At 74.0% G+C, this 18666-nt stretch carries 15 protein-coding genes and 1 tRNA gene; 3 read left to right on the top strand and 13 right to left on the bottom strand.

Annotation, left to right across the window (positions count from 1 at the left end; genetic code table 11):
* Positions 1-141 precede the first annotated feature (141 nt).
* Positions 142-1902 (top strand): penicillin-binding transpeptidase domain-containing protein, encoded by a 1761-nt coding sequence (locus ACZ6Y7_RS27245; RefSeq protein ID WP_465760565.1) that lies wholly within the window; start codon positions 142-144, stop codon positions 1900-1902.
* A gap of 65 nt (positions 1903-1967) precedes the next feature.
* On the opposite strand, the gene ACZ6Y7_RS27240 is transcribed toward ACZ6Y7_RS27245, so the two are convergent.
* From ACZ6Y7_RS27240 to ACZ6Y7_RS27215, 6 genes are all read right to left on the bottom strand, one after another.
* Complete coding sequence (locus tag ACZ6Y7_RS27240) at positions 1968-3401, bottom strand: glycosyltransferase 87 family protein (protein WP_465760564.1); 1434 nt, start codon at positions 3399-3401, stop codon at positions 1968-1970.
* Positions 3402-3529: 128 nt separating this feature from the next.
* A complete protein-coding gene (locus ACZ6Y7_RS27235) occupies positions 3530-5089 on the bottom strand; it encodes an amino acid permease (protein ID WP_465760563.1) in 1560 nt (519 codons plus the stop codon).
* Positions 5090-5268: 179 nt separating this feature from the next.
* Positions 5269-6777 carry a penicillin-binding transpeptidase domain-containing protein gene (locus tag ACZ6Y7_RS27230; protein ID WP_465760562.1) on the bottom strand — a complete coding sequence of 503 codons (1509 nt, stop codon included), beginning with the start codon at positions 6775-6777 and terminating at the stop codon, positions 5269-5271.
* Complete coding sequence (locus tag ACZ6Y7_RS27225) at positions 6777-8111, bottom strand: FtsW/RodA/SpoVE family cell cycle protein (RefSeq protein WP_465760561.1); 1335 nt, start codon at positions 8109-8111, stop codon at positions 6777-6779. The genes ACZ6Y7_RS27230 and ACZ6Y7_RS27225 overlap by 1 nt, the downstream gene beginning before the upstream one ends.
* A gap of 337 nt (positions 8112-8448) precedes the next feature.
* Positions 8449-9135: an ABC transporter gene (locus ACZ6Y7_RS27220; protein ID WP_465760560.1), complete on the bottom strand. Its 687-nt coding sequence runs from the start codon at positions 9133-9135 to the stop codon at positions 8449-8451.
* Positions 9132-9989, bottom strand: a complete 858-nt coding sequence (locus tag ACZ6Y7_RS27215; protein ID WP_465760559.1) for an ATP-binding cassette domain-containing protein — start codon at positions 9987-9989, stop codon at positions 9132-9134. Before ACZ6Y7_RS27215 ends, ACZ6Y7_RS27220 begins: the two co-directional genes overlap by 4 nt.
* Positions 9990-10152: 163 nt before the next feature.
* On the opposite strand from ACZ6Y7_RS27215, the gene ACZ6Y7_RS27210 reads away from it, so the two are divergent.
* Together ACZ6Y7_RS27210 and ACZ6Y7_RS27205 are read left to right on the top strand one after the other, a co-directional pair.
* A complete protein-coding gene (locus ACZ6Y7_RS27210; RefSeq protein WP_465760558.1) occupies positions 10153-11481 on the top strand; it encodes a VWA domain-containing protein in 1329 nt (442 codons plus the stop codon).
* A 2-nt stretch (positions 11482-11483) separates the two neighbouring features.
* Positions 11484-12356 (top strand): peptidase, encoded by an 873-nt coding sequence (locus ACZ6Y7_RS27205; protein WP_465760557.1) that lies wholly within the window; start codon positions 11484-11486, stop codon positions 12354-12356.
* Positions 12357-12452: 96 nt separating this feature from the next.
* Here the strand turns inward: ACZ6Y7_RS27205 and ACZ6Y7_RS27200 are convergent, their stop codons facing one another.
* The 7 genes from ACZ6Y7_RS27200 to moaC form a co-directional block, all read right to left on the bottom strand.
* On the bottom strand, positions 12453-14072 hold the full coding sequence (locus ACZ6Y7_RS27200; protein WP_465760556.1) for a DUF2079 domain-containing protein: 1620 nt from the start codon (positions 14070-14072) through the stop codon (positions 12453-12455).
* A gap of 70 nt (positions 14073-14142) precedes the next feature.
* Positions 14143-15336, bottom strand: coding sequence for a glycosyltransferase 87 family protein (locus ACZ6Y7_RS27195; RefSeq protein WP_465760555.1), 1194 nt, complete (start codon positions 15334-15336; stop codon positions 14143-14145).
* A gap of 359 nt (positions 15337-15695) precedes the next feature.
* A tRNA-Ala gene (locus tag ACZ6Y7_RS27190) sits at positions 15696-15769 on the bottom strand.
* Positions 15770-15851: 82 nt separating this feature from the next.
* Positions 15852-16856 carry a divisome protein SepX/GlpR gene (gene sepX, locus ACZ6Y7_RS27185; protein ID WP_465760554.1) on the bottom strand — a complete coding sequence of 335 codons (1005 nt, stop codon included), beginning with the start codon at positions 16854-16856 and terminating at the stop codon, positions 15852-15854.
* Between the two features lie 150 nt (positions 16857-17006).
* Positions 17007-17591 carry a GNAT family N-acetyltransferase gene (locus tag ACZ6Y7_RS27180; protein ID WP_402222748.1) on the bottom strand — a complete coding sequence of 195 codons (585 nt, stop codon included), beginning with the start codon at positions 17589-17591 and terminating at the stop codon, positions 17007-17009.
* A 38-nt stretch (positions 17592-17629) separates the two neighbouring features.
* The gene (locus ACZ6Y7_RS27175) at positions 17630-18163 is read right to left on the bottom strand and encodes a MogA/MoaB family molybdenum cofactor biosynthesis protein (RefSeq protein ID WP_465760553.1); all 534 of its coding nucleotides are present in this window, start codon (positions 18161-18163) and stop codon (positions 17630-17632) included.
* Positions 18160-18600, bottom strand: a complete 441-nt coding sequence (moaC, locus tag ACZ6Y7_RS27170) for a cyclic pyranopterin monophosphate synthase MoaC (RefSeq protein ID WP_465760612.1) — start codon at positions 18598-18600, stop codon at positions 18160-18162. Before moaC ends, ACZ6Y7_RS27175 begins: the two co-directional genes overlap by 4 nt.
* Positions 18601-18666 lie beyond the last annotated feature (66 nt).

Here is an 18666-nt window from a genome sequence, read left to right as displayed (position 1 = left end):
GTGCACGACACGTACCAGATCCGTCACAAGTGGCGGGCGTTTCGCGGGCGCACCGATTCCGCCTGCCTAGGGTGGGGGCGTACCGCGTTTCCGGCCCCGGCCGGTTGCGCCCGGCCGCGAGACCCCTGGGGGACCTGCACCATGCGCAGTGGCGCGAAGATCGGCATCATCACCGGCGTGTCCATCGCCGTCCTCGCGGGCGGCGGCTACGGCGCGTACAGCCTGATGGGCTCGGACGGCTCCGGGTCCGACAAGAAGCCCCGCACGGTGGTCGCCGAGCCGCCGTCGGCCGAGCAGGCCGCGGCCGGCGCGAAGGACTTCCTGGCGGCCTGGGCGGCCGGGGACATCGCCAAGGCGGCCTCGCTGACCGACGACCCGGCCGCGGCCACCACAGCGCTGACGGCGTTCCGGGACCAGGTGAAGCCGAGCGCGCTGACCCTCACCCCGACCGGTCCGACCACCCAGCAGGTCTTCGCCGCCGCCACCGGCACCCCCGGCCCCGCCAAGCCGAGCGCCGGGGCCTCCGCGACACCGTCGGCGGGCACCCCGGGCGCCACCGACTCGCCGTCCGCCTCCGCCACCCCCGGGCCCACCGGCACGTTGATGAGCTTCAAGGCGCGCGCCGAGTTCGAGGGCACCAACCGCGCCTGGGACTACCAGGGCTTCCTGGGCGTCGTGAAGATGAGCGACAACACCCCGGCCGTGCACTGGGCGCCGTCGGTGATCCACCCGCACCTGTCCGGCAACGAGACCATCGCCGCCCAGCAGGTCTTCGCCCCGCCGTCCACCGTGGTGGACCGCAACGGCAAGCCGCTGCAGGGTGCCTCGCTCACCCCGGCGCTGATGAACACCCTGCAGGACAACGCCCAGAAGCTGCTCCCGCCGGACCCGGCCAGGGACCAGGACTCGGGCAAGGCCGTGGTGATCAGCGACCCGGCCGGCAAGGGCGCCACCGACAAGCTGTTCACCATCGTCGAGCCGAAGCCCGGCAAGCCGTTCAAGGTGACCATCGACAACACCATCCAGGCCGCGGCCGAGAAGGCGATGACCGACCTGGGGGGCAAGCCCGGCTCCATCGTGGCGATCGAGCCCAGCACCGGCCAGGTGCTGGCCTTCGCCAACTCGCCCGCCAACGGTCAGAACCGGGCCTTCGCCGGGCTGCTCGCGCCGGGCTCGACGATGAAGATCGTCACCTCGGCGGCGTTGCTGGAGGCCGGGATCAACCCGGACACCGTGGTGGCCTGCCCGGAGAAGAGCAGCAACTCGGTCCCGATCCCCAACGACTTCCCGGGCGCGTTCCCGAACAACACCCTCCAGCAGGACTTCATGGTGTCCTGCAACACCGCCTTCATCAACCAGGGTCTGACCAGCCTCAAGCCGGAGACGCTGTCCGCCACGGCCAAGGACGTGTTCGGCATCGGCCTGGAGTGGAAGACCGGTCTGCCGAACGCCGACGGCAAGGTGCCGGCGACGCCGGGCAGCAAGGACGAGCAGGCCATGAACTACATCGGCCAGGGCAAGGTCCAGATGAACCCGCTGGCCATCGCCTCGATCACCGCCACCGTCCAGAGCGGGGCGTTCAAGCAGCCGATCCTGGTCGCCGGCCTGCCGCAGCAGGCCGCGGCCCGGCAGATCTCGCCGGACGTCGCCGCCAAGCTGCGCGCGATGATGAACGCCACCGCGGTCGGCGGCACCGCCAGCCAGGTGATGGCCGGGATCACCGACAACGCGGGCGCCAAGACCGGCTCCGCCGAGGTCCAGGGCGCGTCCACCACCAACAGCTGGTTCACCGCCTTCCGCGGCAACCTCGCGGTGGCGGCCGAGGTCCAGGGCGGCGGCCACGGCGTCGACGCGGCCGGTCCCGCAGTGGCCTCCCTCCTGAAGGCCGCCGCCGGCCGCTGACGGCCACCGGTACGGTCCGGAGCCCGGCCCCGCTGAGCAGCGGGGCCGGGCTCCGGACGTTCGGCTCAGCTCCGCGGCAGGGCGGGCTCCACCGGCTGGGGCACCCGGCCCGGCGGGGCCGGGCGCCGGCTGCTCCAGCGCCGGGCCGCCAGCCTGGGCCAGATCATCAGCACCACCGGCAGTGCCAGGTACCCGAACCGCCCGGCCGGGGCCAGCATGAAGGCGATCGCGAGCCCGGCGGCCAGCAGGTCGGCCGCGGCGATCGCGGAGACCGGCGGCCGGGCCAGCAGCCAGATCGCGACCCCGATCAGCGCCACCGTCATCAGCGCCATCGAGATGGAGTGCCCGGTCGGCCCGAAGCCGGCCAGCACCTTGCCCGGCAGCGGGCTGCCCGCCGGCGTGCGGATCGCGGTCATCCCGAGCGGGAAGCGCACCACCTGCTCCGCCAGCGCGTCCGCCTGGGTCAGGACGGAGGGCAGGATCACCGCCGCGCTCACCCCGGTCCCGATCAGCGCGGTCCGGGCGGCGGGCCGGCGGCCGTACAGCCGCCAGAGCAGCAGGACGGCGACCGGCAGCGCGGGCCAGGCCGTCCACTTCAGGGTGCAGGCGAGGGCGAGCACCAGCCCGGCACCGACGGTGCGGTCCCGCTCGGCGAGGGCCATGGCGAGGCAGCAGACGCCGATCAGCGGCAGGTCCACACCGCCGACGACCAGCGCGAGCGCTATCAGCGGCGAGGCGGTGAGGACGGCCAGCGGCAGCAGGGGCGCGCGCGGGTCGGCACCGTCGGGGCGGGAGGGGCGCAGCAGTCGCCAGGCGGCCAGCAGGCAGGCGAAGAAGGTCAGTGCGAACCAGATCCGGGCGTCACCGGCGACCCGGGCGAAGGCGGTGGAGTCGCCGAGCACCTGGCGCGGGAGCCCGAACAGGGCCATCGCCGGCAGGTACGGGTTGTAGTCGGTCACCACCGCCGGGTGCGGCAGGTAGGCGTCGCCGGTGGTGAGCAGGAGGTGGGCCGAGCGTTCGACCACCATGACCTCGGACTGGTGGCGGCCGTGCAGGGCGAGCAGTCCGAGCGGTACGAGGACGGCGCCCACGAGGGCGACGGCGGCGGCCGTGCGGGCCGCGAAGCGGCGCGGGAGGGTCAGGCAGAGCAGCCCGGCGAGGGCGTAGGCGGGGGCCGCGATCAGGCCCCACTGGCGCTGGTTGGGCAGGTCGGAGACGAGCGGGAAGGCCGCGGCCCAGCCGGCCGCGATCAGGCAGCCGAGGAGTTGCACGGTCCGCATCGAGGCCAGCGCGGCGAGCGCGGCGGGATTCAGCCGATCGGGCGTGGGCGGAAAGGTGCTCTCGCCACGCTGGCGGGGGAACGGGCGGACCGAGAAGCCCCTCGGGGGCCGTCCGGGTCTGGACGACGCCTCGGTCACGAAGGTCTGGGCCGGCGTTCTGCGGCGGCCGGTGAAGCGGCCGCGCGGGCGGAGGTAGCCGGGCGTGCGGGTGCTCACCATGGTGGAAGGTTAGGGGTGCGGGCCCGGCCCTGTCGCCATGGCGTGGGGCACTGGGCGGATGACGGCACGAAAAGGGCCGCCGGGTGTCCTGTCGGTCGGCGGCCCTTCACGTCTGGTTCGCCTGCGGGTCAGCCGGCGGTGCGGTCGGCCGGGACGGCCTCCGGCTCCGCCTGCTCCAGGCGCGAGTGCTTGATGCTGTAGCCGAAGTACACGACCACGGCGACGGCGAGGGCGATCGCGCCGGCCCGGAAGGTGTCGGCGTGCAGGCCGGTGATCAGGTAGATGCAGAAGCCGACGCTGATCAGCGGGACGACCGGGTAGCCGGGCACCCGGAAGCCGCGCGGCAGGTCGGGCTGGGTGCGGCGCAGGACGATCACACCGATCGAGACGACCGAGAAGGCGATGAGCGTCCCGAGGCTGGTGATGTCGGCCAGCACGTTCAGCGGGATGAACGCGGCCAGCGCGCCCACGCCGAGGCCGACCACGATGGTGTTCCAGATCGGGGTGCCGGTGCGCGGGGAGAGCTCGGCGAAGCGCTTGGGCAGCATGCCGTCGCGGCCCATCGAGTACAGGATGCGGGTCTGGCCGTAGATCACCACGAGGGTGATGCTGAAGATCGAGACGATCGCGCCGATCGCGAAGACCATCGCGGGCCAGCTCTGGCCGGTGATGTCCTGGAGGATCTGGGCGAGGCCGGCCTCCTGGCCGTCGAACTTCTGCCAGGGCTGGGCGCCGATGCCGGCCAGGGCGACCAGGATGTAGAGCAGGGTCACCACGACCAGCGAGATGATGATCGCCAGCGGCAGGGTGCGGCGCGGGTTCTTGACCTCCTCGCCGGCGGTGGACACGGCGTCCAGGCCGATGAAGGAGAAGAAGATGCTGGACGCGGCGACCTGCACGCCGCCGATGCCGAGCGGCATGAACGGGGTCAGGTTGCCGGAGTGGAAGCCGGTCAGCGCGACGCCGATGAACAGGATCAGGATGAGGATCTTGATCCCGACCATGGCCGCGTTGACCTTCACCGACTCGCTCACGCCGCGGATCAGCAGGAAGCAGACCATGGCGACCAGCAGCAGCGCCGGCAGGTTGAACCAGTGGCTGCTGTCCGGCGCGCCGGAGAGCTGCTCGGGGATCTTCACCCCGAAGGCCAGGTCGAGGAACTTGTTCAGGTACTCGGCCCAGCTGACCGCGATCGCGGAGGCGGAGACGCCGTACTCCATCAGCAGGCAGATGCCGACGCCGAAGGCCACGCCCTCGCCGAGGGTGGCGTAGGCGTAGGAGTACGAGGAGCCGGAGACCGGGATCGCGGAGGCCATCTCGGCGTAGCAGAGCGCGGTGAGTCCGGCGGTGACCGCGGCGATCACGAAGGACAGGATGACGGCCGGGCCGGCCGCGGGCACCGCGGTGTTCAGCACGAAGAAGATGCCGGTGCCGATGGTGGCGCCGATGCCGATCGAGGAGAGCTGCCAGAGGCCGATCGAGCGGCGCAGGTGGATACCGGAACGCCCGCCCTCCTCGGGTGCGCCCGCCGGAAGGGCGTCGCGCCCCTCGCTCTCCGCGATCAGGGTCGAGACGGGCTTGCGTCGCAGCAGACGCGCACCGAGGGTGTTGCTGGCCAAAACTGCGGTCCTTCTAGGCGGGGGAGGGTGTCCTAGCGGCCGGTCACCCGAGACGCCAGGAGGTGTCATGGAAGACCAACCGAACAAAGATGGGACAGTACCTGGCGAAAGCACCAGTGTCGCAAACGAACAGTCCGGATACGCGCATTGTCCGAAACGGCGTATATCGCTGTACAAACCGGACACTTCGCAAACGGCGCATCTGCCACCGGGCAGCTAAAGCAGCAGCTCAGAGCCCTCGCGGCGGTTCATCCGCCGAGCACCGCCCGCATCACCGAGCGGGCGATCGGAGCGGCCAGGGCACCACCCGTGACGTCCGTGGCGTCACCGTCCTCGACCACCACGGCCACCGCCACCGGCGCCACCGCGTCCGAGCCCGCCGGCTTGGCCCAGGCGATGAACCAGGCGTACGGCGTCCCGCTGTTGTCCACCCCGTGCTGGGCCGTCCCCGTCTTGCCGCCGACCACGGCCCCGTCGATCCGGGCGTTGCCCCCGGTGCCGTTCTCCACCACGTCGGTCATCAGCGTGCGCACCTGCGCGGCCACCGCCGGGGTCATCGCCCGCCGGTACGTCTCCGGCTCCATCCGCTGCACCGTGGTGCCGTCGCTCCTCGTCAGCTTGTCCACAAGCTGTGGACGCATCACCGTCCCGTCGTTCGCCACCCCGGCCGCGACCATCGCCATCACCAGCGGGGTGGCCGCGGTGTCGAACTGCCCGATCGAGGAGAGCGCCACCTGCGACTCGTCCATCCGGGTGTCGAAGTTCGACCGGGCCGCGCGCACCGGGCTGTCCAGCTCGGCGTCGTTGAAGCCGAAGGCCTCCGCCATCGCCACCATGCGGTCCAGCCCGGTCCGCACCCCGAGGTGGCCGAGCACGCTGTTGCAGCTGGCGGTCATCGCGGCGTCCAGCGACAGCCCGGGCCGGTCGCAGGCCGGGGTGTCGTTGACCAGCGGCGTGGTCGTCCCGGGCAGCACGTACGGGAAGGGCGCCCCGGTCGGCGCGTCGAGGTCGGTGACCACCCCGTTCGCGAGCGCGGCCGCCGCGGTGACCACCTTGAAGGTCGAGCCGGGAGGGTAGGTCTGGCGCAGCGCCCGGTTGAGCATCGGCCGGCCGGGGTCGGCCTGCAGCCGGTTCCAGGCCTCCTGGTCGGCGGCGGCGTAGCCGGCGAAGCTGCCCGGGTCGTACGAGGGCGTGCTGGCCAGCGCCAGGATCCGTCCGGTGGCCGGCTCGATCGCGGCCACCGCGCCCCGCCGGCGGCCGAGCCCGCGCACCGCGGCCTCCTGGGCGGCGCGGTGCAGCGTGGTGTGCACGTCCCCGCCCGGGTTCTGCCGGCGGGACACGGCGTCCCACAGCGCCCAGCCGGCCAGCCGGCCGTCCGTGCCGGTCAGCAGGTCGTCCTCGACGCCCTCCAGCTGGCTGTTGCCGTACGCCTGGGAGGCGAAGCCGGTGACGGCCGCGTAGGTCGGGCCGTCGGTGTAGCTGCGCTTGTACGCGTACCGGCCGCCGGTGGGCTCCGATCCGGTCACCGGCTCGGAACCGACCAGGATGTCGCCGCGCGGCCGGGCGTACCGCTCGATGGTGAGCCGCTGGTTGGCACTGTTGTGGTCGAGGTCCTTCGCCCGGAAGACCTGCACCCGGGTGGCCTGGACGCACAGCGCCGCGACCAGCAGCAGGCAGAAGGTGCCCGCGCGCCGCCCGGTGACGGAGATCCCGGGCAGCCCCTGCGGACCGTTCCCCCGCGTCCGTCGGCGCGCCATCAGACCTCCTCCTGGGCCACGGGCCGACGGGCGACATCGCTCATGCGCACCAGCAGCGCCACGATGATCCAGTTGGTCACCACCGACGAGCCGCCCTGGGCGATGAACGGCATGGTCATCCCGGTCAGCGGGATCAGCGCCAGCACCCCGCCCGCGACCACGAACACCTGCAGCCCGACGATCGCGGCCAGCCCGATCGCCAGCAGCCGCCCGAACGGGTCGCGCAGCGCGATGCCGGTCCGGAAGCCCCGGGAGATCAGCACCGCGTACAGCAGGAACACCGCGATCAGCCCGGTCAGGCCGAGCTCCTCGCCGATGGTGGCGAGGATGAAGTCCGACTTGGCGGCGAAGCCGATCAGCGCCGAGTGCCCGTGGCCGAGACCGGTGCCCAGTTCACCGCCCCAGGCGAAGGCGAACAGCGACTGGGCGATCTGGTTGGCACCCCGGCCCGCCGCGATCGAGCCCAGCGGGTCCAGCCAGTCCGCGACCCGGCTGTGCACGTGCGGTGAGAGCCATCCCACCGTCACCGCCCCGAAGGCCGCCAGGACGAGCCCGATCGCGATCCAGCCGGTGCGCGCGGTGGCCACGTAGAGCATCACCACGAACAGGCCGAAGAAGAGCAGCGAGGTGCCGAGGTCGGTCTCCAGCACCAGGACCCCGACGAAGGCCAGCCAGATCAGCAGGACCGGCCCGAGCACCCGCCCGCGCGGCAGCTGCCGGCGCCACACCCGACGGCCGGTGAGCGCCAGGGCGTCCCGGTGCACCGCCAGGTAGGCGGCGAAGAAGACCGCCAGCAGGACCTTGGCGAACTCCCCCGGCTGGAAGGAGAGCGGCCCCAGCACGATCCAGATCCGCGAGCCGTACACCGGCGGGAAGAAGATCGGCAGCACCAGCAGGACCAGCGCGGCCAGGGCCCCGAGGTAGGCGTAGCGCTGCAGCCGCCGGTGGTCGCGCACCAGCAGGACGACCGCGATGAACAGCGCCACCCCCAGGGCCGACCAGAGCAGCTGGGCGGGGGCGGCGGCGCGGCCGGAGGTGGCCCGGTCCAGCCGGTAGATCACCACCAGGCCGATCCCGTTCAGCAGCACCGCGATCGGCAGCAGCAGCGGGTCCGCGTACCGGGCCCGCCACCGGACGACGGCGTGCGCCGCCAGGGCGAGCGCGCCGAGCGCCGCGCCGTACTCGGCCGCGTCGGCCGGCGCCGCACCGTCCAGGTCGACGCCGACCTCGACGTAGCCGAACACGGCGGTCAGGACGGCGGCGAGCACCAGGACGAGTTCGGTGGTGCGCCCGGCGCGCACCGGCCGGCCCGGCCGGGCGGCGGATCTCGTCACGGCGGAGGGTGTCGCCACGGACCGTCCTGGGGATCGCGGGGTGCCCGGTGCCGCCGTCCGGGGGATGCCGGTCGGGGCGGACCGGGAGCCGGTCCGCCCCGACACGTGAGCGGCTGTCAGGCCGGGGCGCGGGCGCCGGTTGCGGCGGCACCCCCACCCCGGTTCGTCACCCTAACGAGCACTATCCACGGATATGGGCTCTTCCGTACGGTGTGTCCGCCCCTGACGGAATCAGCACGCCCCCCACACCGTCCCGACCGCACCGTCCCCCACCGTCCCGCCCACACCGTCCCGCCCCCACCGGCCCGCCCACACCGTCCCGCCCCGACCGGCCCGCTCACTCCGGCCGCCGCCCGGCCAGCGCCGCGACCCCCGCCCCACCCGCGGCCAGCAGGACGACGGCGAGCAGCAGCGGCCCCCACGGCAGCTCCACCCGGCCTGTCCGGGCCGACTCCACCAGTCCGCTCACCGCCGCGTTGGCCGGCGAGACCGGCACCACCAGGAACAGCACGACCAGCGTCAGCGCCGCCGGGATGCCGTACGGCCCGCCGGTCAGCACCGGCCGGCCGGCCAGCGCCCCAGCCAGCACCCCCAGCAGCGCGCAGACCACCGAGGTCAGCAGCCCCGCCGACAGCGCCGTCCCGACGGCCGACCGGCCGGTCGCCCCCGGGTCGGCGACCGGCCCGCCGACCCAGCCCAGCGCCACCACCTGACCCACCGCCAGCGCCAGCGAGAACGTCAGCGCCGCCGCCAGCGCGCCCAGGTGCACCCGGGCCGGGCCCGCCACCGCGACCAGGCAGGCCCGCGCGGCCGGCGGCTCCGCGGCCAGCGCCCCGCGCACGTACCAGGCGCTCACCGGCAGCAGCGCCCCCGCGCCGAGGCCGAGGCTGCCCAGCAGCGGGTCGCCCGCCGTCACCCCGACCACCAGCAGCAGCACGTACGCCAGGAACGGCGGCAGCCAGGCGTGCGAACGCAGCAGCAGCTCCACGTGGTACCGCGTCAGCGGGCCGATCCGCCCGGTCACCGGCCGCCCTCCGCAGCCCCGCGCCGACGCACCGCCAGCACCCGGACGGCCGGGCGGCCGAGCAGCAGCCGGCGCAGCAGCGCGTCCGAGTGCGCGGCCGGAACGGCCAGCCGGACCGCCGTCCCGGCCAGGGCGGTGCGCTCCGGCGCGCCCGGCAGCAGGTCCGGCAGCGGGGCGCCGTCCGGGACGTCCACCTCGATCTCCATCACCGGGCCGCCGTCGGCCGGCGTCGCCGCCGCGTGCTCGACGGCCCGCAGCCCGCCGTCCGCGCCGACCAGGTAGGCGGCGCTGGTCAGCCCGGCCAGCCGGGCCGGGTCGTGGTCGACGAACAGCACCGTCCCGCCCGCCGCCGCCCGTTCCGCGGCCGCCTCGTCCAGCACCGCCCGCGCCTGCGGGTCGAGACCGGTCCAGGCCTCGTCCAGCACCAGCAGCCGGGCCTCGGCGAGCAGGGCCTGGGCGACCGCGACCTTCTGGCAGGTGCCCTTGGACAGCCGGCTCAGCGGGGTGCCCGCCCGGTCGGCGATGCCGAAGCGCTCCAGCCACTCGCCCGCCCGCCGCCGGGCCCGCTCCGCCGACAGCCCGTGCACCCGGCCCACCCGCAGCAGGTACGAGGCGGCGTCGAACGGCAGCGCCGGCGGGAAGCGTTCGGGCACGTACGCCGCCGGGCCGGGCCGCACCACGCGGCCGGTGCTCGGCCGCTCGATCCCGGCCGCCAGCCGCAGCAGCGTCGACTTGCCGCTCCCGTTCGGGCCGGCGATCCGTACCAACTCCCCCGGCCCGACGGCCAGATCGACCCCCCGCAGGATCCACCGCCCGCCCCGCCCGTACCGCTTCCCGACCGCCGCCAGCTCCACCGCGCCCCCGTTCCTCCGTCGGCCACGAAGGCTATCCACCGCGCGTAAGGCCGGCGTGAGCGCGGATTGCCCACCCGCGCGCCGGAGTTCGCGCCGGGGGTGGTCGGCGTACGATCCGGGCTCGTTTCGCCATGGCGAACTGATGATCCCTAGGATCGGCCGGGTGACTACCGGACGACGACCACAGACCAGGCTCGGCAGCCTGCTGGCCGCAGTGGCGATAACGGGCGCCTCACTGCTGCTCGGCCTGCCCGCCCACGCCGACGAACCATCAGCCGGTGCCGCTCCGGCGTCCAAGGAGGCCCCCCGGGTCGACCTCATCCTGGACGTCAGCGGCTCCATGCGGGCCACCGACATCCAGGGCAAGAGCCGCATCTCGGTGGCCCAGCAGTCGCTGAACGAGGTGATCGACGCGCTGCCCGCGGAGACCGAGTTCGGCATCCGCACGCTCGGCGCGAACTACCCCGGCGACGACAAGAACCTCGGCTGCCAGGACACCAAGCAGCTCTTCCCGGTCGGCAAGACCAACAAGGTCGAGGCCAAGACCGCCGTCGCCACGCTGCGGCCCACCGGCTGGACCCCGATCGGCCTGGCCCTGCGCGGCGCGGCCCAGGACCTCGGCAAGGGCGAGACCACCCGCCGCGTGGTGCTGATCACCGACGGCGAGGACTCCTGCGCCCCGCCGGACCCGTGCGACGTGGCCCGCGAGCTCGCCTCCCAGGGCATCCACCTGGTGGTCGACACCCTCGGCCTGGCCCACGACGACAAGACCCGCCAGCAGCTGCTCTGCATCGCCAACGCGACCGGCGGCACCTACACCGACGTCCGCACCCAGGAGCAGCTCACCGACAAGGTGAAGCAGCTGGTCGACCGCTCCAACGACACCTACACGGTCACCCCGGTCAAGACCGCCGGCACCGACACCTGCGAGAGCGCCCCGGTGCTCGCCCCTGGCGTCTACACCGACCGCGAGAAGTTCTCCGAGCACCGCGTCTACAAGGTCCCGGTCAAGACCGGCCAGGAGCTGCGCGCCTCGGTCAGCGTCGGCCTCGACCGCCCGGTGGCCCGGGACTACGGCGTGCTGCTGCAGGCCACCAGCGCCACCGGCCAGGAGCTGGTCCGCGGCACCGACGCCGGCGGCGGCCGCACCGACGTGATCTCCACCGGCCTGCGCTGGTCCACCGACGACTCCCAGGGGTACGTCACGGCCGGCCCCACCGCCTCGAAGGACGCGAAGGAGAAGCCGGCGACGACCGTCTGCCTGGTCGTCAGCAACTCGCTGGCCCCGCAGGCCGGCGTCCAGGCCGACCCCGGCCTGCCGCTGGAGCTGACCGTGGACCTGGCGTCCTCCTCGCCCGCCCCCGAGGGCGCGGCGATGGGCCTCGGCCGCGGCTGGATCCTGCTGCTCACCCTCACCCTGGCGGGCCTGGTCTTCGGCCTGCTGTTCGGCTGGATCGCGCGGTGGCGGATCTCCGTCTGGCGGGAGAACTGACCATGCGTACGACGATCCGCGGCGCCCTCGCCGCCCTCGCCCTGCTGCCCGCCCTCGCCCTGGGAGCCCTGGGAGCCCCGGCCGCCTCGGCCGCGCCGTCCCCCTCGGCCACCGGGAGCGGCACCCCGGCCCCGGCCACCAAGGCCGGCACCTCCTTCCTGACCGCCGTCAACCTGTCCCCCGGCCAGGACGCCAAGGTCTCCGCCTCCACCGGCGACTACCTGTACTGGGCGTTCGGCGCCTCCGAGGGCCAGACCCCGACGGTCAAGCTGAGCGTGAACCTGGCCCCGGCGGCCGACCGGCACGGCCCGCAGACCTGGTCCGTCGAGGTCTTCGACGGCCTGCGCCGCCGCCAGTCCTGCACGGCCGGCACCCAGAACGCCACCGGTGACCAGAACGTCGGCTCGCTGACGCTCGACTGCACCCTGCGCGAGGTCCGCACCTGGGCCGAGCCGTGGTCCGGCGACCCGCTGCCCGGCACCTACTACGTGCGGCTGTCGGTCACCGACGTGCCGCAGCCGGACCTCGGCCTCGCCGCCTCCGTCCAGCTGCACGTGGCCGCCAAGGGCGACTCCGACAACGCCCAGCCGGAGGGCGGGGAGCTGAAGGCCCCGCTGGTCCCGCCGGCGGGCGGCGGCGCGAGCACCGCCAGGGCCGCCGCCCCGGTGGCGGAGGAGGAGCACTGGTACACCGGCTGGTTCTCCGGCTGGAACAGCCGCTGGTACTGGACGATCGGCGGCGGCTTCCTGGCCGCCCTGGCGGGGGTCATCGGCTACAACCTGACCCGGCACCCGCACGGCCGGCGGCCCGGCCGCTACGGCGCCGTCCCGCCGCAGGGCAGCCACCAGAGCGGCTCCTACGCCGACCGCCCCTGACCGGCGCCGACCGGCGCCGACCGCCCCGCACAGGCCGAGGGCCGGCCGGAGATCGTCTCCGGCCGGCCCTCGGCCGTGTCCGGCCCGCCGCGGGCGTCAGCCGCGGAACAGGTCGTGCCCCACGTCGGACGGCACCACGTCCTGGACGGGTTTGCTGTCCGGCCCCGGCACGTGCTCGCCGGGGACCGGCTCGGTGCCCTCCCGGTGCAGCAGCACCACGCCGTCCTGCGCCCACACCTGCCGGTAGCCGTGCGCCAGCAGCAGGTCGATCCGCGCGGCCTGCTCGGTGTCCGCGGCGAACGGGAACGACCGCTTGTTCGACCGGGTGAGCACGTATTCGCGCCCCCGCGGCGTGGCGTCCACCAGCACCACGTCCGTCCGGGCGGTCAGCCGCGGCGCGATCTGGTTGTCCGCCTCCACCGAGGCCCCGTCCGGGATCAGCGCGGCCGCCTGCACCAGCGCGGCCTCGCTGGGCTTGGCCTCCCAGGAGGACGGCACCACCAGCTGCAGGAGTCCGATCGGTACGGCGGCCACCAGCGCGATGCCGGCCGCGGCGAGGCCCAGCAGGCGCGCCCGCCGGCGGGTCCCCGGCGGCCGCTCGGCCGCGCTCATCCGCCCCAGCACCTCGATCGCGGCGGTGAGCAGGAGCGGCCAGAGCAGCGAGTCGTAGTGCCGGGCGATCGACCAGTGGTTGGGGTTGCTGGACAGGATCCGCTCGGCCAGCAGCGGCACCGCGCACAGCACGGTGGCCGAGCGCAGCGGCAGCAGCAGCGTCGTGCCGAACAGCCAGAGCAGCAGCAGCGGCTTGAGCGGCCGGTCGAACGCCGTCCGCAGCAGCAGGAACGGGTCGTGCAGCAGGTGGCGCAGCGCGTCCCCGCCGTCCGTGCCGAGCGCCGCGTAGTTCCAGTAGTAGCCCGGCTCCCCGCCCATCGCCGGGATCAGCCAGGTGATGGCCACCGCCGAGGCGACCGGCCCGCCCAGCAGCAGCCCGAGGCCGGTGAACCGCCCGGTGCGGTCTCCGGTGCGCCGGGAGCGCAGCAGCAGCACGAGCCCGTACGCCCCGACCATCAGGCCGAGGTCCTCCTTGGTGCAGCACAGCAGGACGGCGGCGAGCACCACCGTGCCGTACCGGCGGGCCAGGCCGCGCTCCAGCATCAGCAGGGTCAGCGGCACCGCGAAGGCGACCTCGTGGAACCCGACCCTGGCGGCGACCAGCAGCGGCCAGCCGAGCGCGTACACCAGCCCGGCCAGGTCGGCGGCCCGACGCCCGGTGCGCGGCCGGGCGTCGGCGAAGGCGTGCGCGGTGATCCGCCGGACCAGCGGCACCCCGGCCGCGAACAGCAGCGACTGCCCGATGATCAGCGAGCGCGGGTCGTCCCAGATCCAGTAGAGCGGCGCGAGCAGCGCCAGGACGGGCGAGAAGTGGTCGCCCAGCAGCGAGAAGCCGGGCGGGAACTCGTGGTGGTAGCTCTTCAGCGAGGAGACGGGCAGCCCGAGGTGGGCGTAGCCGCGGACGCCCTGGTCGAAGATGCCGAGGTCGAAGCCGCCGAGCGACACCGACGTCCAGCCCTGCAGGCCGATGGCGCACATCACCGCGAAGCAGAGCACGGTGAGCAGCGCGGTGCGCCGGGCCGGGCCGACCAGCAGGGCCGCGGCGGCGTTGCGGGCGGCGGGTGCGGCGGCGGGCGGCGGCGAGGGGGCGGTCTGGGTGGTCACGTCAGTCGGATCCGTCCGGTCTGGGTCCGTCGGGTCGGTCGGTCGGCTCGGGTCGGTCGGGTCCGGGCCGTCAGGTCCGGTTGGTCAGCGCGGGGTCGCGGTCGAGCTTGGCGGCCAGGAGCGCCCAGGCCCCGCCACCGGTCCCGTCCACGGCCCGCCGCCGGGCGCGGTACAGCCGCACCCCCAGCACGGCCAGGACGGCGATCCCGATCGGCGGGTAGATCGCCCCGGGCAGCTGCCAGTACCAGGCCACCCCGCGCCCCCACCGGTGCGGCACCGTCCACATGACGTGGGAGAGGAAGACCAGCAGGCTCACGCCCAGGAGCACCTGTCGGCCCCTGGTGCGGGCCTCGACCGCCAGCAGGGCGATGAGCGGCACGCACCAGACCCAGTGGTGGGTCCAGCTGATCGGCGAGACCAGCAGCGCGGTGAACGCGGCGCAGACCCCGCCCCAGGCGTCGGCCCGGCGCAGCACCCGCGCGGAGCGCCCGGCCAGCACCGCGACGCCGAGCCCGAAGGCGCCCACCAGCGCGGAGGCGACCAGCCCGACCGCGCCCGGGTCGTTGACGTCGAGCAGCCGGCACACGGCGCCGCGCAGCGACTGGTTGTCCACCAGGACGGTCACGCCGACCCGGCTCGGGTCCCACAGGTACGTGGTCCAGAAGCCGTACGAGGCGTCCGGCAGTAGGGCCCAGCCGATCAGGCCCGCCGCCAGGAAGGTGCCGGCCGAGACCAGCGCGGCGCGGACCCGTCCGGTCAGGAACAGGTAGACCGCGAACAGGCCCGGGGTGATCTTGATGGCGGTGGCCAGCCCGATGCCCACGCCCTTGAACCGGTGGCGGTCCGGGCGGGTCAGGTCCCACAGGACCAGGCAGAGGATGCCGAGGTTGACCTGGCCGTACTGGAAGGTGGTGAAGACCGGCTCCAGCCAGATGCCGAGGCCGGTCGCCAGGATCACCACGGCCGGCCGGTGCTGCTTCGACCAGCCGGCCAGCTTCAGCGAGAGGTGCACGGCCAGGGCGAGCAGCCCGTAGTTGAGGAGCATCACCAGGACGCGCAGGGTGCTCACGTCGAACCAGGTGCTCGGCACGAAGAGCATCGCGGCGAACGGCGGGTAGGTGGCCGGCAGGTCCCAGCCGGGCAGCCGCATCGCGTACAGGTCCTCGCCGCGGACGACGGCCTGGCCCTCGGCCCGGTAGACCAGCATGTCGACCATGGTGGCGCCGTGGGTGTGACGGAAGAAGGCGAACACCGCCAGTGACACGGCCGCGACGCAGGTCGCCGCGAGGGTCCAGGAATTCGATCTTCCGGTTGCCGGGGTCCGGCCCGGCCCTCCCGGGTCCGTCTGCCGCGCCCACCGTGTCAGACCGAACTCGCGCACCGCGATGGCACCCCGTTGAGATAGACCAGATCGTTCCCTCGTCAGCGTCTGGGCCCACCCACCATAACCGAGACCCCTGAAGCCCAAACGGCGTCAGAAACCCCACGCGTCCGATGGTGTGATCTCGCCCACAGCGCCCTCCGGGGCGGCCCGGAGCCGACCCGGTGTCACAAAACGCGAAATCCCGCCGGGAGTTGCCTCCCGGCGGGATTCGGTGGACCGGCCGGAGCTGGTCCGTTGGGTGGAGCTGAGGGGATTCGAACCCCTGACCCCCTCGATGCGAACGAGGTGCGCTACCGGACTGCGCCACAGCCCCAACGAGAAGAAACTCTAGCACCTTTCGGAGGGGGTCCGTGACCACCCCCCGGGGCAGGGTGCCGGCCGGGGGGTGGTCCGGGTCATTCGTTGGCCGCGCGGGGGCGGACCTCGGGGGCCTGCGGCTCGGCGTACTGGTCGAACAGCGGGGTGCTGCGGGGCTCCGCGGGGCGGCCTGCGGTCCAGGTGCCGGGGGCCGACAGGTCGAGGCCGCGGGAGACCCGGGGCGCGACCGGCGCGGTCACGTAGGTCGGCAGCGGGACGGGCACCGGCTCCCAGGAGTCCGGGCCGGCCGCGCCGCGCTCGCGCATGCCGTCGACCCACTCCTCGTGCTCGGTCGCCTCGGCCACCGCGGAGGCGGAGGCGACCGCGACGGTGGGCTCCTCGGGGGCGGCGGCCAGCCGCAGGTGCGGGCGGCGCTCGGCCCGCGCCTCGGCGGGCGCGGCCGGGCCCTGGTCCGTCGCGCCGGGGGCCTCGGCCCGGGCGGCGTCGGCCGCCGGGGCCTCGGCCCGCTGCTGTTCGCGCTTGCGCAGCCGCTCGGCCGCCTGCGCGGCCCGGACGCGGTCGAGCTTCACCTCGTACCGCTGGCGCTCCAGCTTGCGCAGGTGGCCGATGTACAGGGTGAGGAGGACCGCCGGGACGGCCGGGACCCAGAGGAAGGCCAGTCCGGCCACCGCCGCGACCACCGCGCCGAGCGCGAAGGAGAGGAAGAGGACGGTGACCATCCGGCGCCGGCGGGCCAGCAGCCGCGCCCGGCGCGCGGCTCCGCCCGGCGACACCGGGGCGGGCCGCTCGGCCGGGCGCTCCGCCGGGGGTTCGGGCTCCCGCTCCGCGGGGTCGCCGGAGGCGGCCCCGTCCCGCCCGGGAGGGCCGTCGTTGCTGTGCTCGTCGTCACGCGGTTCGTCGCCCAGGGCCCGGGCTGCCCGCCGCTCCAGCGCCGAACGCCCGGCCAGCAGGCGGATGGCGGTGCTGAAGCGTTCCGTCGGGCGCGCCTCGTTGAGTTCGTCCTGCCTGCGGAGCCACATCGGCACCAGATAGGCGGCCCAGGCCCCTACGATGACGGCGTAGATAAGGCCGCTACTGCTCACGATTCACACCGTACGGGCGCCGGGGAAGGCCTGGCAGCAATTTGGCACGGCGTGTCGTGTGATCAAGCTGATTCTCTGACTATTTTGCCGGTGTTTGTGACGGTCCGCCATCGGGCCGATGCCATATCGATATTTCTTTCGAACATATATTCAATTACTGGCTTCACGGCCGGAACTGAGCGCCCGCCAGCGTTCCAGCATCCCCTCCGGGACCTCCTCGTCGGTCAGCGCGTAGACCAGGTGGTCGCGCCAGTCGCCGTCGATGTGGAGATAGCGCGGGCGGATTCCCTCCGAGCGGAAGCCGAGCTTTTCCACCACGCGTCGGCTCGGGGTGTTCTCCGGGCGGATGCAGACCTCGATCCGGTGCAGTCCGAGGGTGCGGAAGCAGTAGTTCACCGAAAGCGCCACGGCGGTCGGGATGATGCCCCGGCCGGCCACCGCCTCGTCGACCCAGTACCCGATGTTCGCCGAGCACATCGAGCCCCAGGTGATCCCGCCGACGGTCAACTGGCCCACCAGCTGGCCCTTGTAGAGCACGACGAAGGGAAGCATCCGGCCCGCCGAGGCCTCGCCCCGCAGGAACCGGACCATCTGCCGGTACGTCGGTCGGGGCCCGGCGACCTGACCGGCCGGGCCAGGCGGCACGGTGGCCTCCCACCGCCGCAGCCAGTCCCGGTTGCGGCGGCTCACCTCCTGCCACTCGCGCTGGTCGCGGGCCCGGATCGGGCGCAGCACGACCTCCCCCTCGTGGAGTTCTACCGGCCAGCCGGCGTTCAGTGCCGTCTCCTGGGTGCTGGAGCCCCGGGGGCCGGGGCGTCGGGCCGGGGGTGGTCCCCGCCGCCGAGCTGGTCGACGGCATGGGCGAGCAGCGGCTCCAGGACGGCCAGGCCGTCCTTGACGCCGCCGGTCGAGCCCGGCAGGTTGACGATCAGGGTACGTCCGGCGAGCCCGGCGAGCCCGCGGGAGAGCGCCGAGGTGGGCACCTTCTCCCGGCCGTACGCACGGATGGCCTCGGCGATGCCGGGGATCTGCCGGTCGATCACCCGGGCGGTCATCTCGGGGGTGAGGTCCATCGGCGAGATGCCGGTGCCGCCGGTGGTCAGCACGACGTCGTAGCCGGCCGCGACGGCCTCGCGCAGCGCGGCCTCCACCGGCTCGCCGTCCGGGACGACCCGGGGGCCGTCGGCGGTGAAGCCCATCGCGGTCAGGCCGGCCACCAGCAGCGGGCCGCCCTTGTCCTCGTAGACCCCGGCCGAGGCCCGGTTGGAGACGGTCACGGCGAGCGCCCTCCCGGCCGGAGTCCTCACGCGCCCACCTCCGGCGCGAACCAGTCGCCGCTCTTGCCGCCGGTCTTGCCGAGCACCCGGACGGACTCGATGGCGGCGCCCTTGTCCACGGCCTTGACCATGTCGATCACGGTCAGCCCGGCCACCGCGACGGCGGTCAGCGCCTCCATCTCGACGCCGGTGCGGTCGGCGGTCTTCACGGTGGCGGTGATCTCCACCGCGTCGTCCGCGACCGTGAGGTCGACCTTGACGCCGGAGACCGCGATCGGGTGGCAGAGCGGGACCAGGTCCGGGGTCTTCTTGGCGCCCATGATCCCGGCGATCCGGGCCACCGCGAGGGCGTCGCCCTTGGGCACGCCCTCGCCGCGCAGCAGCTCGACCACCTTCGGGGAGACCCTCACCCGCCCGGCCGCGACGGCGGTGCGCACGGTGGTGGCCTTCTCGGAGACGTCGACCATCCGGGCCGCGCCCTGGTCGTCGACGTGGGTGAGGCGGTCGCCGGGGGGAGGTGTCGTCACGGGTGG

This window comes from Kitasatospora sp. NPDC053308, assembly GCF_055585785.1.
This window is presented reverse-complemented; position numbering and strand designations above follow the sequence as displayed.